The organism is Pseudomonas sp. GM84 (assembly GCF_000282535.1).
Classification (GTDB): domain Bacteria; phylum Pseudomonadota; class Gammaproteobacteria; order Pseudomonadales; family Pseudomonadaceae; genus Aquipseudomonas.
The window spans coordinates 1-20300 of the sequence record NZ_AKJC01000233.1; the positions used below are offsets into that span (position 1 = coordinate 1).

Here is a 20300-nt window from a genome sequence, read left to right on the forward strand (position 1 = left end):
GCTTGCCGGCGATCGGGCCGCAAAGCGGCCCCATAGCACCACCACCCTTTGCTTTTATCGCCCCAGCCGCTACATTGGATCCCCTGTGCCAGCAAACGCTGGCACTTTCTTTTCGACCATTCTCAAAGACGGACCCCGTAAAAACTCCATCATGGACCCTTCCCCTGGTATCAGCCTCACCTCGCTCTTCGCCGATTTCGGCATGATTCTCTTTGCCTTGTTCCTGGTGCTGCTCAACGGCTTCTTCGTTGCCGCCGAGTTCGCCATGGTCAAGTTGCGCTCCACGCGTGTCGAGTCCATCGCCGAGCTGCACGGCTGGCGCGGCAGCATCCTGCGCAAGGTGCACAACCAGCTCGACGCCTACCTGTCGGCCTGCCAGCTGGGCATCACGCTCGCCTCGCTGGGCCTGGGCTGGGTCGGTGAGCCGGCCTTCGCCCATCTGCTCGAACCGCTGCTGGCCTACCTGGGCGTGGACACCCCCGAGCTGATCAAGGCCGTGTCGTTCTTCGTCGCCTTCTTCGTGATCTCGTACCTGCACATCGTGGTCGGCGAACTGGCGCCCAAGTCCTGGGCCATCCGCAAGCCCGAGCTGCTGTCACTGTGGACGGCCGTGCCGCTGTACCTGTTCTACTGGGCGATGTACCCGGCCATCTACCTGCTCAACGCTAGCGCCAACACCATCCTGCGCATCGCAGGCCAGGGTGAGCCAGGCCCGCACCATGAGCACCATTACAGCCGCGAAGAGCTCAAGCTGATCCTGCACTCCAGCCGTGGTCAGGATCCAAGCGACCAGGGCATGCGCGTGCTGGCTTCGGCCGTGGAAATGGGCGAGCTGGAAGTGGTCGACTGGGCCAACTCGCGGGAAGACATGGTCAGCATCGATGCCCACGCACCGCTGAAGGAAATCCTCGCCCTCGTGCGCCGTCACAAGTTCAGCCGCTACCCGCTGTACGACGCCGAGCGCGAGGAGTACACCGGCCTGCTGCACATCAAGGACCTGCTGCTGGAGCTGGCCGAGCTCGAACACCTGCCCGAAACCGTCGACCTCGAAGACCTGGCCCGGCCGCTGGAGCGCGTTACCCGGCACATGCCGCTGGCCCAGCTGCTGGAGCAGTTCCGCAAGGGCGGCGCGCACTTCGTGCTGGTAGAGGAAGCCGACGGCAACGTGATCGGTTACCTGACCATGGAAGACGTGCTGGAAGTGCTGGTTGGCGACATCCAGGACGAGCACCGCAAGACCGAGCGCGGCATCCTCGCCTACCAGCCCGGCAAGCTGCTGGTGCGCGGCGATACGCCGCTGTTCAAGGTCGAGCGCCTGCTGGGTATCGACCTCGACCACATCGAGGCGGAAACCCTGGCCGGTTTGATCTACGAGACCCTCAAGCGCGTGCCTGAAGAAGAGGAAGTGCTGGAAGTCGAAGGCCTGCGCATCATCATCAAGAAGATGAAAGGGCCGAAGATCGTGCTGGCCAAGGTGCTCAAGCTCGATTGACCTGCCTCACGGGTTGCCGGCGGTAAAGTCCGGCAAGCCGCCGATTGGCCGGTCGAACTGAAACGGTATCGACTCCAGCGCCAGGCCGACGTTGCGCTGCACCACGAAGTGCAGGTGCGGGCCGGTGCTGTTGCCGGTATTGCCGGACTTGGCCAGCGCCTGCCCCAGCGCCACCTGCTGCCCCTCCGCCACCACCACCGAACCACGCATGAGGTGCAGGTAGACGCCCATGGTGCCGTCCGGGTGCAGGATGCGCACGAAGTTGCCCGACGGGTTGCTCCCCCGCCCGCTCTGATCGTTCTCGACTTTCACCACCCTGCCGCCGCGCGCCGCGATGATCGGTGTGCCCTCGGGCATGGCGATGTCCATGGCATAGCGGCCCTTGGGGCCGAAGTGGCTGAAGCGCCCGTTGGGGCCTTGGGTCAGGCGAAATGGCCCGCCCTTCCACGGGAAGGGATAGCGGTAAGCCTGCGAGCGCTGGCCGGGGTCACCCATGGCGTACTGGAAGCTGCTGGCGTATTGCAGCTTGCCACCCGGAGCCGCCAGCACCGAGCTCAGCACCTTGGTAGAGCGTGGCCCCACTACCGCGCGAATGCTGCGCGGCTTGTTGCCACCAAAGGCATTGGCCAGCTGGTCGATGCGTAACTCGACCTGCATCGGCACGTACAGCTCGTTGCGCACCAGAAAGCGCACGCCGCCGGGGAAGGTCTCGGCCTGCAGGCGCACCTGGCCATCGAGGCGCTCGAGCATGGGCTCGTTCAGCTCGAAGGTTTTCGCCCCTGGGCTGTAGCGGTCGGAGTACGAGGCCACGCCGAAGTTGTCGACGGTCTTGTAGAGCGTCACGCCCAGGCTCGACGCCGAGGCCGAGAGCAACGCACAGAACAGCAGCAAGCGGGCGGCGGCGGGCATGATAGTGGCTTTTTGACAGTTGTGATCTGTCGAAGCCTAGCAGCGCGATCCGGGAGTGGTAGGGCAGTTGGTCGGGTGGTTGTCTGCAAGGGCCTCATCGCCGGCAAGCCGGCTCCCACACAGAGCAGATCAGCACTGTCCCTGTGGGAGCCGGCTTGCCGGCGATGGGGCCCGCTCAGGCCCCGGGCGTGAAATGCTTCTGGGCAGTACCGCGGGCAATCAGCCGCGACAGGTAGTCGAGCTTCTGCGCGTCCTGGTCGACGAACTTGAAGGTCAGTTGCAGCCAGTCGCTTTCCGGTTTCGGCTCCAGCGCCGCGACGGCATGCAGGTAGCCGTTCAAGCGAGCCACCTCGGCGCTCTCACCCTGCTCCAGGTCCAGCACCGCCCCTTCGAGCACCTGTGGCAATGCTGCGCTGCGGCGCACCACCAGCAGCGCTTCCTTGAGGCTCAGCGCCTTGATCACGCAGGGCTGGATACCGCTTGCCAGGCGCAACTGGCCTTGGCCACGCCCGGACTGCGCGGCGGTCGCAGCGGTTTGCGGCACTGGCGCATTGAGCAACGGCTTGGCCGGGGCTGCCACCTTGGCCGCTTCCACCTTGCCGCCGGTCAGGGCGCTGAGCGAGTCATTGGCGAACGCCGAGTTCACCCGCGCCGGTGCGCCGCCCATCGCGCTCTCCAGCTTGCCGATCTTGCTCAGCGCCTTCTTCACCTTGGTCAACAGCTGCTCATTGGTGAACGGCTTGCCGACAAAGTCGGAAACCCCGGCCTGGATGGCCTGGATCACGTTCTCCTTGTCACCGCGGCTGGTCACCATGATGAACTGCAGCTGTTTCATCTCGGGCTGCTGACGGCACCAGGTGAGCAGTTCCAGGCCGGACATTTCCGGCATTTCCCAGTCGCACAGGACCAGGTCGAATGGCTCCTTGGCCAGCATGGCCATGGCCTTGCGGCCGTTCACCGCATCTTCGATGACCATGCCCGGAAAGGCATTGCGCAGGCACTTCCTGACCAGGTCACGGATGAACGGGGCGTCATCCACCACCAGCACATTCACTTTACTCATCGATACTCCTCTTGAATCGCGGGTGCTTGCCTGCTGCTCAAGCACAAACGAAAACGCCCGGCCAAGGCCGGGCGTCGATGCTCGGGAGCAGTCTTATTTATCGTCCGGTTCAGCCGGAACATTAGCGATTTCGGCCTCTACGCCCGCAGTGCCTTCGACTTCTGCCTTCATGCGCTTGAGACCCAGGTGGCGCACGTCGGTGCCGCGAACCAGGTAGATCACCAGCTCCGAGATGTTGCGTGCGTGGTCACCGATACGCTCCAGCGAACGCAGGGCCCAGATCACGCTCAGCACCCGCGAGATCGAACGCGGGTCTTCCATCATGTAGGTCACCAGTTCGCGCAGAGCGGTCTTGTACTCACGGTCGATGGTCTTGTCGTACTGGGCCACCGACAGCGCCAGGTCAGCATCGAAGCGGGCGAAGGCGTCGAGCGCATCGCGCACCATGTTGCGCACCTGGTCGCCGATGTGGCGCACCTCGACGTAACCACGCGGCGACTCGCCTTCCTCGCACAGCTGGATGGCACGGCGGGCGATCTTGGTCGATTCGTCGCCGATGCGCTCGAGGTCGATTACCGACTTGGAGATACTGATGATCAGGCGCAGGTCGGAAGCCGCCGGCTGGCGGCGAGCGAGGATGCGCACGCACTCCTCGTCGATATTGCGTTCCATCTGGTTGATCTGCTCATCGACTTCACGCACCTGCTGGGCCAGGCCCGAGTCGGCCTCGATCAGCGCGGTGACGGCGTCGTTGACCTGCTTCTCGACCAGGCCGCCCATGGCCAGGAGGTGGCTGCGCACCTCTTCGAGTTCGGCGTTGAACTGCTGGGAAATGTGGTGCGTAAGGCTTTCTTTGTTGATCATCGTCTGGCTCCGCGAAGCAGCTGCAAGCTTCAAGTGGTTCGTGTCGTTCCCTGGCAAGGCTGCTTAGCCGTAGCGACCGGTGATGTAGTCTTCGGTCTGCTTCTTCGCCGGGTTGGTGAACAGGGTGTCGGTATCACCGAATTCGACCAGTTTGCCCATGTACATGAACGCGGTGTAGTCGGAGACGCGCGCGGCCTGCTGCATGTTGTGGGTGACGATGACGATGGTGTACTTGGATTTCAACTCGTAGATCAACTCTTCGACCTTGAGGGTCGAGATCGGGTCCAGCGCCGAGCAGGGTTCGTCGAGCAGCAACACTTCAGGCTCGACGGCGATGGTGCGGGCGATCACCAGACGCTGCTGCTGGCCGCCGGACAAGCCCAGCGCCGATTCGTGCAGACGGTCCTTGACCTCGTCCCACAGGGCCGCGCCCTTCAGTGCCCACTCGACCGCTTCGTCGAGCACGCGCTTCTTGTTGATGCCCTGGATGCGCAGGCCATACACCACGTTCTCGTAGATGGTCTTGGGGAACGGGTTGGGCTTCTGGAACACCATGCCCACGCGGCGGCGCAGCTCGGCAACGTCTTCGCCCTTGCGGTAGATGTTGTTGCCATACAGGTTGATGGCGCCTTCCACGCGGCAACCGTCGACCAGGTCGTTCATGCGGTTGAAAGTACGCAGCAGGGTCGACTTGCCGCAGCCCGACGGGCCGATGAAGGCGGTCACGCGCTGCTTGGGGATATTCATGCTGACGTCGAACAACGCCTGCTTGTCGCCGTAGAACAGGCTCAGGCCGGGGACTTCGATGGCCACGGTTTCTTCGGCCAGGCGCAGGCTCTGCTTGTCGCGACCCAGGGCAGACATGTCGATGCCGTGGGTGTGGGATTCTTGCTGCATGGTCAACTCCATACGCTATCAATTCGTTTCAAAGGGCCGCCCGACTCACGGGCGGCACGCTTGCAATCAAGTTCAGCTGTCGAGGGCCTTGTACTTCTCGCGCAGGTGGTTACGGATCCACACTGCCGAGAGGTTGAGGGTGGCGATCACCATCACCAGCAACAGCGCGGTGGCGTATACCAGCGGCCGCGCGGCCTCGACGTTGGGACTCTGGAAGCCGACGTCGTAGATGTGGAAGCCCAGGTGCATGATCTTCTGGTCCAGGTGCAGGTACGGGTAGTTGCCGTCCACCGGCAGCGACGGCGCCAGCTTCACCACACCCACCAGCATCAGCGGTGCCACTTCGCCGGCGGCACGGGCCACGGCGAGGATCATGCCGGTCATCATGGCCGGGCTGGCCATCGGCAGGACGATCTTCCACAGGGTCTCGGCCTTGGTCGCGCCAAGCGCCAGCGAGCCTTCGCGCACGGTGCGCGGAATACGCGCCAGGCCTTCCTCGGTGGCGACGATCACCACCGGCACTGCCAGCAGCGCCAGGGTCAGCGACGCCCACAGCAGGCCCGGGGTACCCAGGGTCGGTGCTGGCAACGCTTCAGGGAAGAACAGCCGGTCGATCGAGCCACCCAGCACGTAGACGAAGAAGCCCAGGCCGAACACGCCATAGACGATCGCCGGGACGCCCGCCAGGTTGTTCACGGCAATACGGATAAGCCGTGTCACCGGGCCCTGCTTGGCGTACTCGCGCAGGTAGACAGCGGCCAGCACGCCGAACGGGGTGACGATCACAGCCATGATCAGGGTCATCATCACGGTGCCGAAGATGGCCGGGAAGATACCGCCTTCGGTGTTCGCTTCACGCGGGTCGTCGCTGAGGAATTCCCATACCTTGGCGAAGTAGCTGCCCATCTTGGTGAAGCCGGACATGGCGTTCGGCTGGATGGCGTGCACCACCTTGCTCAGGTTGATCTCTACTTCGCGGCCGTTGCCGTCACGCGCTACCAGGCTGTCTCGGGCAAAGGCCTGGTGCAGGCCGCTCAAGCGGTCTTCGATGGCCTTGTAGCGGCTGTTCAGCTCGGCGCGCTCGGTTTCCATGTCGGCCTGGGCGGCGGCGTCCAGCTTGCCGTCCAGCTCCAGCTTGCGGCTGTGCAGGCGCAGGCGTTCGAGGCCATGGTTGATGGCACCGATGTCTTTCTTTTCCAGGGTCTGCAGCTCGGCGTTGAGCTGGTTGGCACGCTTGAGGCGCGCCTGCAGCTCGTTCCAGGCGGCAGGACCTTCGGCGACCACGCGGCCTTCTTCCTTGACGCTGACCAGATAGCCGTAGAAGTTGCCCCACTCGCGGCGTTCCAGGGCGATCAGGTCGGCCGGACGCTGCTGGTCCACCAGCCACTCGCCGACCACCCAGGTGAAGTCGCTGCCGTTGAGGTCGCGGTTACCCACCTTGATCAGCTCGCGGGTCATGAACTCCGGGCCTTCGTCCGGCACCGGCAGGCCGGCACCCTTGAGGCGCGCCCGCGGTACTTCTTCCTTCTGTACCACTTCACCGATGACGATGTGGTCTGCCTGGCCCGGCACCTTGTAGGTGGCCTGGACCAGGTCGGCCGGCCAGAAGTGGCCCAGGCCGCGCACGGCGATCACAGCCAGCAGGCCGACGGTCATGATGACCGCCATGGCGACCGCGCCACCGCTGATCCAGACGCCTGGGGCGCCGCTCTTGAACCAGCCTTTGAGGGAATCCTTTTTCACGGATCTCTACCTTTCTATCAAAGCGACGAGTATTTCTTGCGCAGACGCTGGCGAATCAGCTCGGCCAAGGTGTTCATGACGAAGGTGAACATCAGCAGCACGAGCGCGGCGAGGAACAGCACGCGATAGTGGCTGCCGCCGACTTCCGATTCAGGCATCTCCACCGCCACGTTGGCCGCCAGGGTGCGCATGCCTTCGAACAGGTTCAGCTCCATCACCGGGGTGTTGCCGGTGGCCATGAGCACGATCATGGTCTCGCCCACCGCACGGCCCATGCCGATCATCAGCGCCGAGAAGATACCCGGGCTGGCAGTGAGGATGACCACGCGGGTCAGGGTCTGCCACGGCGTCGCACCCAGGGCCAGGGAGCCCAGGGTCAGGCTGCGCGGCACGCTGAACACGGCGTCCTCGGCGATCGAGTAGATGTTCGGGATGACCGCGAAGCCCATGGCGATACCGACCACCAGTGCGTTGCGCTGGTCGTAGGTGATGCCGAGGTCGTTGGTGATCCACAGGCGCATGTCACCGCCGAAGAACCAGGTCTCCAGGAACGGGCTCATGTACAGGGCGAACCAGCCAATGAACAGGATCACCGGGATCAGGATGGCCGCTTCCCAGCCATCCGGGACGCGCAGGCGGATCGACTCCGGCAGGCGGCTCCAGCCGAAGCCCGCCAGCAGGATGCCAACCGGCATGACCACGAACAGGCTGAACACGCCCGGCAGGTGCCCTTCCAGGTACGGCGCCAGGAACAGGCCGGCGAAGAAACCGAGGATCACCGTCGGCATCGCTTCCATCAGCTCGATCACCGGCTTGACCTTGCGGCGCATGCCCGGGGCCATGAAGTAGGCGGTGTAGATGGCCGCGGCAATGGCCAGCGGGGCTGCCAGGATCATTGCGTAGAACGCTGCCTTCAGGGTACCGAAGGTCAGTGGCGACAAGCTCAGCTTGGGTTCGAAGTCGGTGTTCGAGGCGGTCGACTGCCAGACGTACTTGGGTTCGTCGTAGTTTTCGTACCAGACCTTGCCCCACAGCGCGCTGAAGGACACTTCAGGGTGCGGGTTCTTCAGGCTCAGCGGCAGCAGCTTGCCGCCTTCTTCGATGAAGATGCGGTTGGCACGTGGCGACAGGGCCAGCACGCCGGCGCCTTCCGCCGCGGGCTCGACCAGCAGGGTGCGGTGCGCGGTGCTGTGGAACACACCGAGCTTGCCTTCGGCGTCCAGGGCGATGAAGCCCTTGCGACGCTCCTCGGCATCGATCTGCACGATTGGCGCCTTGCCCATCTGGAAGGTACGGATCTGCTTGAAGCGCTGCTCGCCATCCGGGTCGCGGGCCATGAACCACTGGGCCAGGCCGCCCTTGGAGTCACCGATGATCAGCGAGATACCGCCGACCAGCTGGGCCGTGGCAGTGATTTCGGTATCGGCGCTGTCGGACAGCTTGTAGCGCCCATTCAGGCTCTTGTCGCGCAGGCTGAAGACATCCGCGGTGGCGCGGCCGTTGATCACATACAACCACTGCTGACGCGGGTCGATGAAGATGTTCTTCACCACCTCGGTCATCTGTGGCAGCTCGATGCGATTCTGCTCGGTGGTGACCTCGTCGGTCATCATGTTCTCGGTGCGCGTCAGTTCGAGCACCTGCAGGTGCGCACCAGTGGAGCCGGCCAGCACCAGGGTATCGCCATTGACGTTGACGCTGACATGTTCCAGCGCACGGCCCTGGTCGTCGAGCGCGAACGGCTCTTGCCCATACGGGTAGTCGATACCAGGGGTGATGGTTTTCTTGTTGTCCGGGTAGGTGATCTTGTAGGTGTGGTGGAACACCAGCGCCTTGCCGTTGGACAGGCCCAGCACCACCATCGGGCTACCCGGCTGGTCGGTGCTGATGGAGGTTACCTGCGTACCTGCCGGCAACGGCAGGTCGACGCGTTTGAGTTCGTTACCGGTCTTGGTATCGAAGAACAGCGCCTGACCCTTGTCCGAAACGCGCATACCGACCAGGTTCTGCTCTTCAAGGGCGATCAACAGCGGCTTGCCGGCATCCTGCTGCAGCCAGGTTGGCTCCAGGGCCTTCTTGCTGGTCAGTTCGGCGCCCTGGAACAACGGCAGCACCACATAGGCCAGGTAGAAGAAGATCAGGGTGATGGCTGCCAGCACGGCAAGCCCACCCACCAGTACATACCAGCGGGTGAAGCGATCCTTGAGGGCGCGCATGCGGCGCTTGCGTTGCAACTCCGGCGTATTGAAATCAATGCGCACGGGAGGAGAATTTTGGGTCATTGTGGAGTTGGCCAGATCATTCATGCGCACACCCTAGCGGTCCCGTATGACAAAAACATGACAGTGCGTTGACGCAAAAAAGCCCGCCGCTCAGGAGCCCTGGCTTCGGACCAAGAATGCTTGGAAGAGGCCGGGCATTGGCACCGGCCTCTTCCTCAGTTAGTTACTTCTTTGCAACGTTACCGGCGTGGGACAGGCCCAGGTCAGCCAGGGTCTTGTCGACCACTTTGGCCGGCAGCGGGATGTAGCCATCCTTCACCACGACCTGCTGGCCCGCTTGCGACAGCACCAGCTTGACGAACTCGGCTTCCAGCGGCGCCAGAGGCTTGTTCGGTGCCTTGTTGACGTAGACGTACAGGAAGCGCGACAGCGGGTACGAGCCGTTCAGGGCGTTGGCTTCGTTGTCTTCGATGAACTCGCCGCCTTCTTTCTTGGCCAGAGGCACGGTCTTGACGCTGGCGGTCTTGTAGCCGATGCCCGAGTAGCCGATGCCGTTCAGCGAGGAGCTGATCGACTGCACGACCGAAGCCGAGCCAGGCTGTTCGTTGACGTTAGGCTTGAAGTCGCCTTTGCACAGGGCTTCTTCCTTGAAGTAGCCGTAGGTGCCCGATACCGAGTTGCGGCCGAACAGCTGCACTGGCTTGTTGGCCAGGTCGCCCGTCACGCCCAGGTCGCCCCAGGTCTTGACGTCGGCTTTGCCACCGCACAGGCGGGTGGACGAGAAGATCGCATCGACCTGGGCCATGGTCAGGCCTTTGATCGGGTTGTCCTTGTGGACGAAGACAGCCAGGGCGTCAACGGCGACCGGGATGGCGGTCGGCTTGTAGCCGTACTTCTGCTCGAAGGCCTGCAGCTCGACGTCCTTCATCTTGCGGCTCATCGGGCCGAGGTTGGCGGTGCCTTCGGTCAGCGCGGGTGGCGCGGTGGAGGAACCGGCAGCCTGGATCTGGATGTTTACGTTCGGGTATTCCTTCTTGTAGGCCTCGGCCCACAGAGTCATGAGGTTCGCGAGGGTGTCGGAACCGACGCTGGAGAGGTTGCCCGAAACACCGGTGGTCTTGGTGTAGGTCGGGATCGCAGGGTCGACAGCGGCTACCGCGTTGGCGGTCGCAACGCCAGCGGCGGCAAAGGTGAGGGCCGCCATCAAACGCTTCAGTTTCATGCCTTGCTCCTAGCAGGAATATTGGGGGTGTTGGATGGATCGGGGCCCAGTATCTGCAGGCCGCATGAACACGATATGACTTCAATATGACAATTGGATGAAAGGCCATCACTGGTAGCCCAGGATGGCCTTTCAAAATGTTGCAGGGCAGGTCAGGCCCCATCACTGGCAAGCTAGCTCCCACAGGGTTCGGCGTCGTTCCTGTGGGAGCCGGCTTGCCGGCGATGAGGCCAGTAAGGCCGACGCCTTAGCGTTTATTGGCGAGCAGATAGAGGCCGACGATCAGACCGACGGCGCACAAGCCGGCAACATAGTAGGCCGGTGCCATCGGGCTGACCTTGAGCAGCGCGGTCACCACCATCGGCGTCAAGCCGCCGAAGATCGCATAAGCCACGTTGTAGGAGAACGACAGCCCACTGAAGCGCACCACCGCCGGGAATGCCTTGACCATCACATAAGGCACCGCACCGATCACGCCCACGCACAGACCCGTTACGGCGTACAGCGGGAACAGCAGCTCCGGGTGGGTCGGCAGGCTGTGGTAGAAGGTCCAGGAGCTCACCAGCAACATCAGGCTGCCGATGACGAACACGCGCCCTGCACCGAAACGATCGGCGAGGCTACCCGAGGCAACGCAGCCAAGGCTCAGCAGCACGATGGCCAGGCTGTTGGCCTTGAGCGAGTCGGTCGGGCTGATGTGATAGATGCTCTGCAGCAGCGCCGGGGTCATCAGGATGACCACCACGATGCCTGCCGACAGCATCCAGGTCAGCAGCATCGACAGGATGATCGGCCCACGGTGATCGCGCAGCACCGCGCGCAGCGGCAACTCCTCGGCCAGTGCCTTGCGCTGCTGCATCTCGGCGAACACCGGGGTTTCATGCAGCCAGCGGCGCAGGTACACGGCAAAGAACCCGAACACACCGCCCAGCAGGAACGGCACACGCCAGGCGTAGTCAGCCACTTCTTCAGGGGTGTAGACGCTGTTGATCAGCGTCGCCACCAGCGAGCCCAGCAGAATGCCCGCCGTCAGGCCGGCGGTGAGGGTGCCGCAGGCATACCCGGTATTGCGCGCAGGCACGTGTTCGGAGACGAACACCCAGGCCCCCGGCACTTCCCCGCCAATCGCTGCGCCCTGGATGACGCGCATCAGCAGCAACAGGATCGGCGCCCACATGCCGATCTGTGCATAAGTCGGCAGCAGGCCCATGATCAGGGTCGGCAGGGCCATCATGAAGATGCTCAGGGTGAACATCTTCTTGCGCCCCAGCAGGTCGCCGAAGTGCGCCATGACGATGCCGCCCAGCGGCCGCGCCAGGTAACCGGCGGCGAAGATGCCGAAGGTCTGCATCAGGCGTAGCCATTCGGGCATGTCGGCCGGGAAGAACAGCTTGCCGACCACGGTGGCGAAGAACACGAAGATGATGAAGTCGTAGAACTCCAGGGCTCCGCCCAGGGCGGACAGTGAGAGGGTTTTGTAGTCACTGCGGGTCAGCGGCCGCGAGGGCTGCTCGATACTGCTCGGCACGGAGGTCATCGCTGGTTGTTCTCTTGTAGGTCATGCAGGCCGCTTGCAACGCGGCTTCTGGATTGGGCGAACTGGCGAAGATAGCAAATTGCCGAGCTACGCCGAAAGCGACACAAAATCCCTATAGATATTCATGAATACGCGGTCGTCGCTGGTCGTTTGGCTATATATACTGGCCGTTCGTAGGAAAAGGTTGCTGTCGCCCTTGGGATATTGTGCGAAATCGCCGGTCTTGATGTCAGACGGTTTCGCAGAATTTCCCTATGGCCGTCCAGCGAAGCGATATCGGCGTAGTATCTTTTACAGCTGGATCGTTTTCCCGGCCTTCGCGCCACACCAACGAAAGCGTCACGGGTCAGAGGCCCCACCGCATGATTGAACTCGAACAAGAAGATCCCATCCCGCAAGGCGACCTGGCCTTGCAGATCACCGCATTGCCACGCGAGACCAACGGTTTCGGCGATATCTTCGGCGGTTGGCTGGTTGCCCAGATGGATCTGGCCGGCACTGCCATGGCCAGCCGCGTTGCAGGCGGCCGAGTGGCCACGGTAGCCATCGACCGCATGGCCTTCCTGGTGCCTGTAGCCGTGGGCGCGCAACTGTCCTTCTATACCCAGACCCTGGAAATCGGCCGCAGCTCGATCCAGATGATGGTGGAAGTGTGGAGCGATGACCCGTTGTCCAGCGAATGGCGCAAGGTCACCGAAGCGGTGTTCGTGTTCGTGGCCATCGATGGCAGTGGCCGTACCCGTTCGGTGCCTCGTCGCTGAGCCATGCGAGCGTTAAACTCATTGCAGGTCATCGGGTCGAAGACCCACGGACAATCAATGAGAAGAGCGCAATGGCTACCTTCAAGGTCGAAACCGAGCAACACGGCGAACTCAACTGCTGGCGCATCAGCAGCGACCGCGCCGAACTACTGATCGCCCAGCAGGGTGCGCAGATCCTCAGCTACCAGCGTGTTGGCGAGCCACCGCTATTGTGGCTGAGCGACCAGGCCATCTTCCGCCAGGGCAAGTCGGTGCGCGCCGGTGTGCCGGTGTGCTGGCCGTGGTTTGGCAACCTGCAGCGCAACCCGCAATCGGTTCAATCCCTGTACCGCGGTGAGCAGGCGCCTGCCCATGGTCTGGCACGCACGCGTGACTGGCAATTGCTGGGCATCGAGGAGTCGGGCAGCGAGCTGCGCATCGAATTCGGCCTGCCCGAAGCCCAGGGCGACCTGCCGGATTGGCCGCATGACGTTGAACTGAAGCTGCTGGTGGTGCTGGGCGATGAACTCGAACTGAGCCTGACCAGCCGCAACATGGGCAATACCCCTGTGACCATCAGCCAGGCCCTGCACAGTTACTTCGCGGTCAGCGACGTACGCCAGGCACGGGTCGAGGGCGTCGAAGGGCTGGCGTACATCGAAACCCTGGCCGACTGGGAGCAGCGCCAGCAACAGGGTGCGTTGACCTTTGCCGGCGAGACCGACCGAATCTACCTCGACACGCCGACCACGCTGAGCATCGTCGACCCACACTGGAGCCGACGCATCACCTTGACCAGCAGCGGCTCGCGTTCGGCGGTGATCTGGAATCCGTGGACCGAGCGGGCCAAGGAGTTGGCGGACATGGCCGATGATGGCTGGCAGCGGATGCTGTGCATCGAGACGGCGAATGTCTGGGATGACGTGGTGGAGTTGCGGCCTGGGGCGAGCCATGCGCTGCGGGTCAGATTGGGTAGTGAAGCGATCTGATTCTTTCGCTGGCTTTACCGGCCCTATCGCCGGCAAGCCGGCTCCCACAGGGGATACCACCGCTCTTGAGGCCTGTGGAGTACCTGTAGGAGCTGGCTTGCCAGCGATAGGGCCCTTACAGACACCTCAGAGGTCTGCGTCCTCCACTACCCTCACCTTCCCCGCCTCCAGCGCATAGGCCGCATCGGCCAGGTCATTGCTGACCTTCTCCACCTTCAACGTCCCGCTGACCCACAGCGGCGTGTAGATATCGTCGATCTTCAGCCCCTTCGGATACCGCACCAGCACCAACTGGTTCGGCGGTGGCGGCGGTACGTGAATGCAGGCGCCGGGGTACGGCACCAGGAAGAACAGCGTGCTGTTGCCCTTGGCATCGCTTTCAAGCGGCACCGGATAACCGCCAAGGCGGATGTCCTTGCCATTCATGGCCGCCACGGTCTTGGTCGAGTACATCACCGCCGGCAGCCCTTTGCTCTGCTTCAGGCCGCCCTTGTCAGTGAAGGTGCCCATGGCCTCGGGTGAGTCGTGATCGATTTCGGGCATTTGCTCCAGCGCCTGCTGGTCCGACTCGGGCATCAGCTCCAACCAGTCGGTTTCAGGCAGCTCGGCATGGGCCAGGGTGCTGGCAAGCAGCAAGGGGATGAGGAAAAACGCACGCATGAAAATGCTCGGCAACTCGGTTGAATTGCCGGGCATTCTAACCAGTAATCAGCGCTTCTTGATGAATCCGTAGATCACCAGAACGATCACGGCGCCTATCAGCGCGCCGACGAAGCCCGCCGCCTGACCTGCCTGATAGATCCCCAGTGCCTGGCCGCCATAGGTGGCGAGCAGGGAGCCGGCGATACCCAGCAGGATGGTCATGATCCAGCCCATGCTGTCGTCGCCCGGCTTGATGAAGCGGGCCAGCAGGCCAACGATGAGGCCGATGAAGATAGTTCCGATGATGCCCATGGCAACCCCTCTGTTATGAAGATGGAACAAGCCAAAGCCTAGACAGCGCTTTGACTTGTTGCCATTTCTGAGGGCAAGCCGCTTGCAGAAGTTCGAACGAAAGCGCGATCAGTTGCTGATCAGCGCCTCTACTTCGGCGATCTTGCTGCGCAGAGTAGCCATGTCCTGGCAGCGCAGGGTGGCGTGGCCGACCTTGCGCCCGACCTTGAAGGCCTTGCCGTAGTGGTGCAGGTGGCAGTCGTCGATGGCAACGACCTTGTCCACTGCCGGCACTTCACCGATGAAGTTGAGCATCGCGCTTTCGCCGACCTTGGCAGTCGAGCCCAAGGGCAGGCCGGCAACGGCGCGCAAGTGGTTCTCGAACTGGCTGCACTCGGCCCCTTCGATGGTCCAGTGCCCGGAGTTGTGCACACGCGGGGCGATTTCGTTGGCCTTCAGGCCACCGTCGACTTCGAAGAACTCGAACGCCATCACGCCAACGTAGTCCAGTTGCTTGAGCACACGGCCGACGTAGTCTTCGGCCAGCGCCTGCAGCGGGTGCGCCTCACTGGCCACAGACAGGCGCAGGATGCCGCTCTCGTGGGTGTTGTGCACCAGCGGGTAGAAGCGGGTTTCGCCATCACGGGCACGTACGGCCACCAACGACACTTCGCCGGTGAACGGCACGAAGCCTTCCAGCAGGCAGGGCACGCTGCCCAGCTCGGCGAAGGTGTCGACCACATCCTCAGGTTTGCGCAGGACCTTCTGGCCCTTGCCGTCATAGCCCAGGGTACGGGTCTTGAGCACCGCCGGCAGGCCGATGCTGGCTACCGCGGCATCGAGGTCCTGCTGCGAAAGAATGTCGGCGAAGGCCGGGGTCGGAATGCCCAGGTCGCGGAACATGCTCTTTTCGAACAGACGGTCGCGTGCGATGCGCAGCGCCTCGGCACTCGGGTAGACCGGGACGAACTGCGAAAGGAAAGCCACGGTCTCGGCCGGGACGCTTTCGAACTCGAACGTTACCAGGTCGACTTCGTCGGCCAGCTGGCGCAGGTGATCCTGGTCGCCGTAATCGGCCCGCAGGTGTTCACCCAGGGGCGCGGCACAGGCGTCTGGCGCCGGGTCGAGGAAGGCGAAGTTCATGCCCAGCGGAGTTCCCGCCAAGGCCAGCATGCGGCCCAGTTGGCCGCCACCGATTACACCGATCTTCATGGAGTCAGCCTCAAGCCTGGCGTGGATCAGGATTGTCCAGCACGGTGTCGGTCTGCTCCGTACGGAACTGCTTCAGCGCGGCGTGGTACTGCGGGTACTTGGCGCCGAGGATGCTCGCCGACAGCAGCGCAGCGTTGACCGCGCCCGCACGACCGATGGCCAGCGTGGCAACCGGCACACCGGCCGGCATCTGCACGATCGACAGCAGCGAGTCGACACCCGACAGCATCGAGGACTGCACCGGCACGCCCAGCACCGGCAGGTGGGTCTTGGCGGCGCACATGCCTGGCAGGTGGGCAGCGCCACCGGCGCCGGCAATGATCACCTCGATGCCACGCCCTTCTGCCTCTTCGGCGTACTGGAACAGCAAGTCCGGGGTGCGGTGGGCGGAAACCACCTTCACTTCGTAGGGAATGCCGAGTTTTTCCAGCATATCGGCGGTGTGGCTAAGGGTGGACCAATCGGACTTGGAGCCCATGATCACGCCAACCAGTGCACTCATCGTCGAGCCTCTCCTGCAAGCGCCTTCTGGCGCGCTAAAAGCAACAAGCCACGCAGGTGGACCGGCGTGGCTTGTCATACGGATTCTGAATCGACCAGGTTGGCCGAAGGCGCGGGATTATAGCGTATCGATGAGTAAACCGCCCAGCCCTGTATGCACATTGGCAGATCAAAGGCAAGCTGTCTCGCGGGACAAGTTTTTTGCGGGTGCATGGCTTTCTCTTCAACCATGCAGGGAGCGCCGCCTGCGCGGCGCTCGACAACGCCTCAAACAGCCCCTTCAACCTGAGCACTGGACTCCAGCTTGCGCCACAACAGCCGGACGTTGGCCTTGCGCACCAGGGCGCAACGGTACAGGCGTATTTCCAGTGGCACATGCCATTGACTGCCACCGCAAATGGCCAGCTCACCCCGCGCCAGCTCGCCACGCATCGACAGATGCGGCACCCAGGCAATGCCCATGCCTTCCAGGGCCATGCTCTTGAGACTGTCGGCCATGGCAGTTTCGTAAACCGTGGTATAGCGCAGGCTGCGCTGGCGCAGCAGGAGGTTGACCGAACGGCCGAGGAACGCACCGGCGCTGTAAGCCAGCAACGGCACGCTGCTATCGCCTTCGAGGTCGAACAAGGGCTTGCCGTCGGCACCCACGGCGCACACCGGCAGCATTTCGGTGGTGCCCATGTGCAGCGACGGGAAAATTTCGGCGTCCATCTGCAGCGCTGCATCGGGATCGTAGAAAGCCAGCATCAAATCGCATCCGCCCTCACGCAAAGCATGCACGGCATCTCCGACGTTAGTCGCAACCAGGCGAGTGGCGATGTTCAAACCTTCGTTGCGCAACTGAGCAACCCAACGTGGGAAAAAGCCCGATGCGAGGGAGTGCGCAGCGGCCACCTGGATCACCTCGCCCTGCCCGCCTTCGAGGTGATGCAGGTGGCGAAGAACCTCACCCAACTGGTCGACGACCGTCCGTGCCGTTACCAGAAACAGCTGCCCCGCCTCGGTCAATTCAATCGGGGTGCGGGAACGATTCACCAAGGTCAGCCCAAGGGCTGCCTCCAGGCTGCGAATCCGTCGGCTGAAGGCCGGCTGAGTCACGAAACGGCGCTCCGCCGCCTGGGAAAAACTGCGGGTAGCGGCCAGGGCACTGAAGTCTTCCAGCCACTTGCTTTCGAGGTTCATGAAGCAGGTCTCCCGGCGTGCACCAAATTGGAACACGCTCGTTTGTCAATTAGCGTCACACGAATCACTATGCCGTTTGTGCATAGGTTAGCGTGCATCAGCATTGGCCGCAAAATCCCCTTCAGGCCTAGGATTGGCGCCATTCCGGCATGTGCCGGGTCAAAATCGAGATGATATCCATCATGTCCTCCGCTGCATCGTTCCGCGTCGAAAAAGATCTGCTTGGTACCCTTGAAGTCCCTGCCGATGCCTACTACGGCATCCAGACTCTGCGCGCTGCCAACAACTTCCACCTCTCCGGTGTTCCGCTGTCGCACTACCCGAAACTGGTAGTCGGCCTGGCGATGGTCAAGCAGGCAGCTGCTGACGCCAACCGTGAGCTGGGGCACCTGAGCGATGCCAAGCACGCCGCGATCAGCGCAGCCTGCGCACGACTGATCAAGGGCGATTACCACGAGCAGTTCGTGGTGGACATGATTCAAGGCGGTGCTGGTACTTCTACCAACATGAACGCCAACGAAGTCATCGCCAACATCGCGCTGGAGGCCATGGGTCACCAGAAGGGTGAGTACCAGTACCTGCACCCGAACAACGATGTGAACATGGCGCAGTCGACCAACGACGCCTACCCGACCGCTATCCGTCTGGGTCTGCTGCTGGGTCACGACGCCCTGCTGGCCAGCCTCGACAGCCTGATCCAGGCCTTCGCTGCCAAGGGTAAAGAGTTCGACCACGTACTGAAGATGGGCCGCACCCAGCTGCAGGACGCCGTGCCGATGACCCTGGGCCAGGAATTCCGCGCCTTCGCCACCACCATGACCGAAGACCTGCAGCGCCTGCGCTCGCTGGCTCCGGAACTGCTGACCGAAATCAACCTGGGCGGCACCGCCATCGGTACCGGCATCAACGCCGACCCGGGCTACCAGGCCCTGGCCGTACAGCGCCTGGCCACCATCAGCGGCCAACCGCTGGTACCGGCTGCCGACCTGATCGAAGCCACCTCCGACATGGGTGCCTTCGTGCTGTTCTCCGGCATGCTCAAGCGTACCGCGGTCAAGCTGTCGAAGATCTGCAACGACCTGCGCCTGCTGTCCAGCGGCCCGCGCACCGGCATCAACGAGATCAACCTGCCAGCGCGTCAGCCAGGCAGCTCGATCATGCCAGGCAAGGTCAACCCGGTTATCCCGGAAGCGGTCAACCAAGTGGCCTTCGCCATCATGGGCAACGACCTGGCCCTGACCGTCGCCGCCGAAGGTGGCCAGCTGCAGCTGAACGTGATGGAGCCGCTGATCGCCTACAAGATCTTCGACTCGATCCGCCTGCTGCAACGCGCCATGGACATGCTGCGCGAGCACTGCATCGTCGGCATCACCGCCAACGAACAGCGCTGCCGTGAACTGGTCGAGCACTCGATCGGCCTGGTCACCGCCCTGAACCCGTACATCGGCTACGAAAACGCCACCCGTATCGCTCGCGTTGCCCTGGAAACCGGCCGCGGCGTACTGGAACTGGTGCGCGAAGAACAGCTGCTGGACGAAGCGATGCTCAACGACATCCTGCGTCCGGAAAACATGATCGCTCCACGTCTGGTTCCGCTGAAGGCGTAACCCGACCGCTGCAAACAGTCTCACCAGGTCGAGGGACTAGACACCTCTCAACCTTTCAAGGGCCCGAGCGCACGCTCCGGGCCCTTTTTTTATGCCCGCCGCTGCCCGGCACACAACTTGCTCCATAATGCCTCCCAGGCAAACGGGATTACCGAGCATGCTGCATAGCCACCTGACCACCCTCAACGCGGTTTCGCTGATCCTCAACCTGTTTCAGGAAGACGGTTGCGAAGCGGCGGCGTTGCTGGCCGGCAGCGGTATTGGCCCGCAAGACCTTGGGCATGCCGATGCACGCATCACCACCCAGCAAGAGCTGCAGGTGTGCGCCAATGCCGTGGCGCGGCGCGAGGACATCGGCCTGGAGCTGGGCCGTCGCATGCACGTGTCGTGCTACGGCATGCTCGGTTACGCGCTGCTCTCCAGTGCCACTTTGGGTGACGCCCTGCGCGTCGCGCTGCAGTATCCGGCACTGCTGGGAACAGTCTTCCAGCTACGCCTGATCGACGATGGCCAACGGGTCTGGTTCAGCGCCAGCGACTATGGTGACAGCCCGGCACTGGCCGCCTTCAATGCCGAGTTCTGCCTGGTTTCACTGAAAGTCATCTGTGACGACCTGCTCGGTCGCCCACTGCCGTTGCTCGGCGCCCGCTTCGAACACGCTCAACCCGGCTATCACGGGCTTTATACCCGTGCATTCGAATGCCCCTTGAGCTTCGCCGACAAAGACAATGCATTTGCCTTCGAGCGGCGCTGGCTCGACACCCCGTTGCCGCTGGCCGACCCGATTACCCACAAGGCCATGAGCGAGCGTTGCCGACGGCTGAACCTTGAATTCACTGGGCGCCAGGCCTGGCTAGGACGGATTCGCCAGCTGTTGCTGCAGCAACTGGATGCCGCACCGGGCCTGGAGGGGTTGGCGCGGCAGATGAACTGCTCGTCGCGAACCTTGCGCCGGCATCTGCAGGCACTGGGCAGCAGTTATCAACAGCTGCTCGATGACCTGCGCTTTGAAAGGGCCAAGCAGTTGCTGGCCGATGAGCAGATGCCGATCTATCGGATTGCCGAGACCTTGGGTTTCAGTGAGACGGCCAGTTTTCGGCATGCGTTCCAGCGTTGGAGTGGGGTTGCCCCGAGCCATTTTCGCGGCTGACTGTACTGGCCTTATCGCCGGCAAGCCGGCTCCTACA

The 20300-nt window shown here is 62.9% G+C and carries 18 protein-coding genes; 5 read left to right on the plus strand and 13 right to left on the minus strand.

All coding sequences use genetic code 11. From position 1 onward, the window contains the following. The first annotated feature begins 151 nt into the window (after positions 1–151). Entirely contained in the window at positions 152–1492 is a 1341-nt protein-coding gene (locus PMI38_RS18785) for a hemolysin family protein (protein ID WP_043273928.1), read from the plus strand. A gap of 6 nt (positions 1493–1498) precedes the next feature. Here the strand turns inward: PMI38_RS18785 and PMI38_RS18790 are convergent, their stop codons facing one another. The 8 genes from PMI38_RS18790 to PMI38_RS18825 all read right to left on the minus strand — a co-directional run bounded on the left by PMI38_RS18790 (position 1499) and on the right by PMI38_RS18825 (position 11949). Continuing rightward, positions 1499–2401: a M23 family metallopeptidase gene (locus PMI38_RS18790; protein ID WP_008097223.1), complete on the minus strand. Its 903-nt coding sequence runs from the start codon at positions 2399–2401 to the stop codon at positions 1499–1501. A gap of 175 nt (positions 2402–2576) precedes the next feature. Next, complete coding sequence (locus PMI38_RS18795; protein WP_008097224.1) at positions 2577–3464, minus strand: response regulator; 888 nt, start codon at positions 3462–3464, stop codon at positions 2577–2579. 93 nt (positions 3465–3557) lie between these two features. Then, positions 3558–4328 carry a phosphate signaling complex protein PhoU gene (gene phoU, locus PMI38_RS18800; RefSeq protein ID WP_008097227.1) on the minus strand — a complete coding sequence of 257 codons (771 nt, stop codon included), beginning with the start codon at positions 4326–4328 and terminating at the stop codon, positions 3558–3560. 63 nt (positions 4329–4391) lie between these two features. After that, positions 4392–5225: a phosphate ABC transporter ATP-binding protein PstB gene (gene pstB / locus PMI38_RS18805; protein ID WP_008097229.1), complete on the minus strand. Its 834-nt coding sequence runs from the start codon at positions 5223–5225 to the stop codon at positions 4392–4394. 72 nt (positions 5226–5297) lie between these two features. Continuing rightward, entirely contained in the window at positions 5298–6968 is a 1671-nt protein-coding gene (pstA, locus tag PMI38_RS18810; protein ID WP_008097230.1) for a phosphate ABC transporter permease PstA, read from the minus strand. Positions 6969–6985: 17 nt separating this feature from the next. Beyond that, the gene (locus PMI38_RS18815; protein WP_008097232.1) at positions 6986–9274 is read right to left on the minus strand and encodes an ABC transporter permease subunit; all 2289 of its coding nucleotides are present in this window, start codon (positions 9272–9274) and stop codon (positions 6986–6988) included. Positions 9275–9413: 139 nt separating this feature from the next. Further along, positions 9414–10412: a phosphate ABC transporter substrate-binding protein PstS gene (locus tag PMI38_RS18820; protein ID WP_008097234.1), complete on the minus strand. Its 999-nt coding sequence runs from the start codon at positions 10410–10412 to the stop codon at positions 9414–9416. 247 nt (positions 10413–10659) lie between these two features. Continuing rightward, positions 10660–11949, minus strand: coding sequence for an MFS transporter (locus tag PMI38_RS18825; protein WP_008097236.1), 1290 nt, complete (start codon positions 11947–11949; stop codon positions 10660–10662). Between the two features lie 362 nt (positions 11950–12311). Between PMI38_RS18825 and PMI38_RS18830 the strand changes: the two genes are divergently transcribed. Together PMI38_RS18830 and PMI38_RS18835 are read left to right on the plus strand one after the other, a co-directional pair. After that, positions 12312–12710, plus strand: a complete 399-nt coding sequence (locus PMI38_RS18830) for an acyl-CoA thioesterase (RefSeq protein WP_003253317.1) — start codon at positions 12312–12314, stop codon at positions 12708–12710. A 71-nt stretch (positions 12711–12781) separates the two neighbouring features. Continuing rightward, positions 12782–13678, plus strand: a complete 897-nt coding sequence (locus PMI38_RS18835) for a D-hexose-6-phosphate mutarotase (RefSeq protein ID WP_008097240.1) — start codon at positions 12782–12784, stop codon at positions 13676–13678. 126 nt (positions 13679–13804) lie between these two features. Here PMI38_RS18835 and PMI38_RS18840 read toward each other — a convergent pair whose 3' ends face one another. The 5 genes from PMI38_RS18840 to PMI38_RS18860 form a co-directional block, all read right to left on the minus strand. After that, positions 13805–14338: a DUF3299 domain-containing protein gene (locus PMI38_RS18840; RefSeq protein ID WP_008097242.1), complete on the minus strand. Its 534-nt coding sequence runs from the start codon at positions 14336–14338 to the stop codon at positions 13805–13807. Between the two features lie 48 nt (positions 14339–14386). Beyond that, complete coding sequence (locus tag PMI38_RS18845) at positions 14387–14632, minus strand: GlsB/YeaQ/YmgE family stress response membrane protein (RefSeq protein WP_008097245.1); 246 nt, start codon at positions 14630–14632, stop codon at positions 14387–14389. A gap of 108 nt (positions 14633–14740) precedes the next feature. Beyond that, positions 14741–15823, minus strand: coding sequence for a 5-(carboxyamino)imidazole ribonucleotide synthase (locus tag PMI38_RS18850; protein ID WP_008097247.1), 1083 nt, complete (start codon positions 15821–15823; stop codon positions 14741–14743). 10 nt (positions 15824–15833) lie between these two features. Further along, positions 15834–16325, minus strand: a complete 492-nt coding sequence (gene purE, locus PMI38_RS18855) for a 5-(carboxyamino)imidazole ribonucleotide mutase (protein ID WP_003253304.1) — start codon at positions 16323–16325, stop codon at positions 15834–15836. 266 nt (positions 16326–16591) lie between these two features. Beyond that, entirely contained in the window at positions 16592–17506 is a 915-nt protein-coding gene (locus tag PMI38_RS18860; RefSeq protein WP_008097252.1) for a LysR substrate-binding domain-containing protein, read from the minus strand. 182 nt (positions 17507–17688) lie between these two features. Here PMI38_RS18860 and aspA point away from each other — a divergent pair, with 182 nt between their 5' ends. Together aspA and PMI38_RS18870 are read left to right on the plus strand one after the other, a co-directional pair. Then, complete coding sequence (gene aspA, locus PMI38_RS18865) at positions 17689–19113, plus strand: aspartate ammonia-lyase (RefSeq protein WP_043273933.1); 1425 nt, start codon at positions 17689–17691, stop codon at positions 19111–19113. A gap of 157 nt (positions 19114–19270) precedes the next feature. Further along, positions 19271–20263, plus strand: coding sequence for an AraC family transcriptional regulator (locus tag PMI38_RS18870; RefSeq protein ID WP_008097256.1), 993 nt, complete (start codon positions 19271–19273; stop codon positions 20261–20263). The last annotated feature ends 37 nt before the right edge of the window (positions 20264–20300 follow it).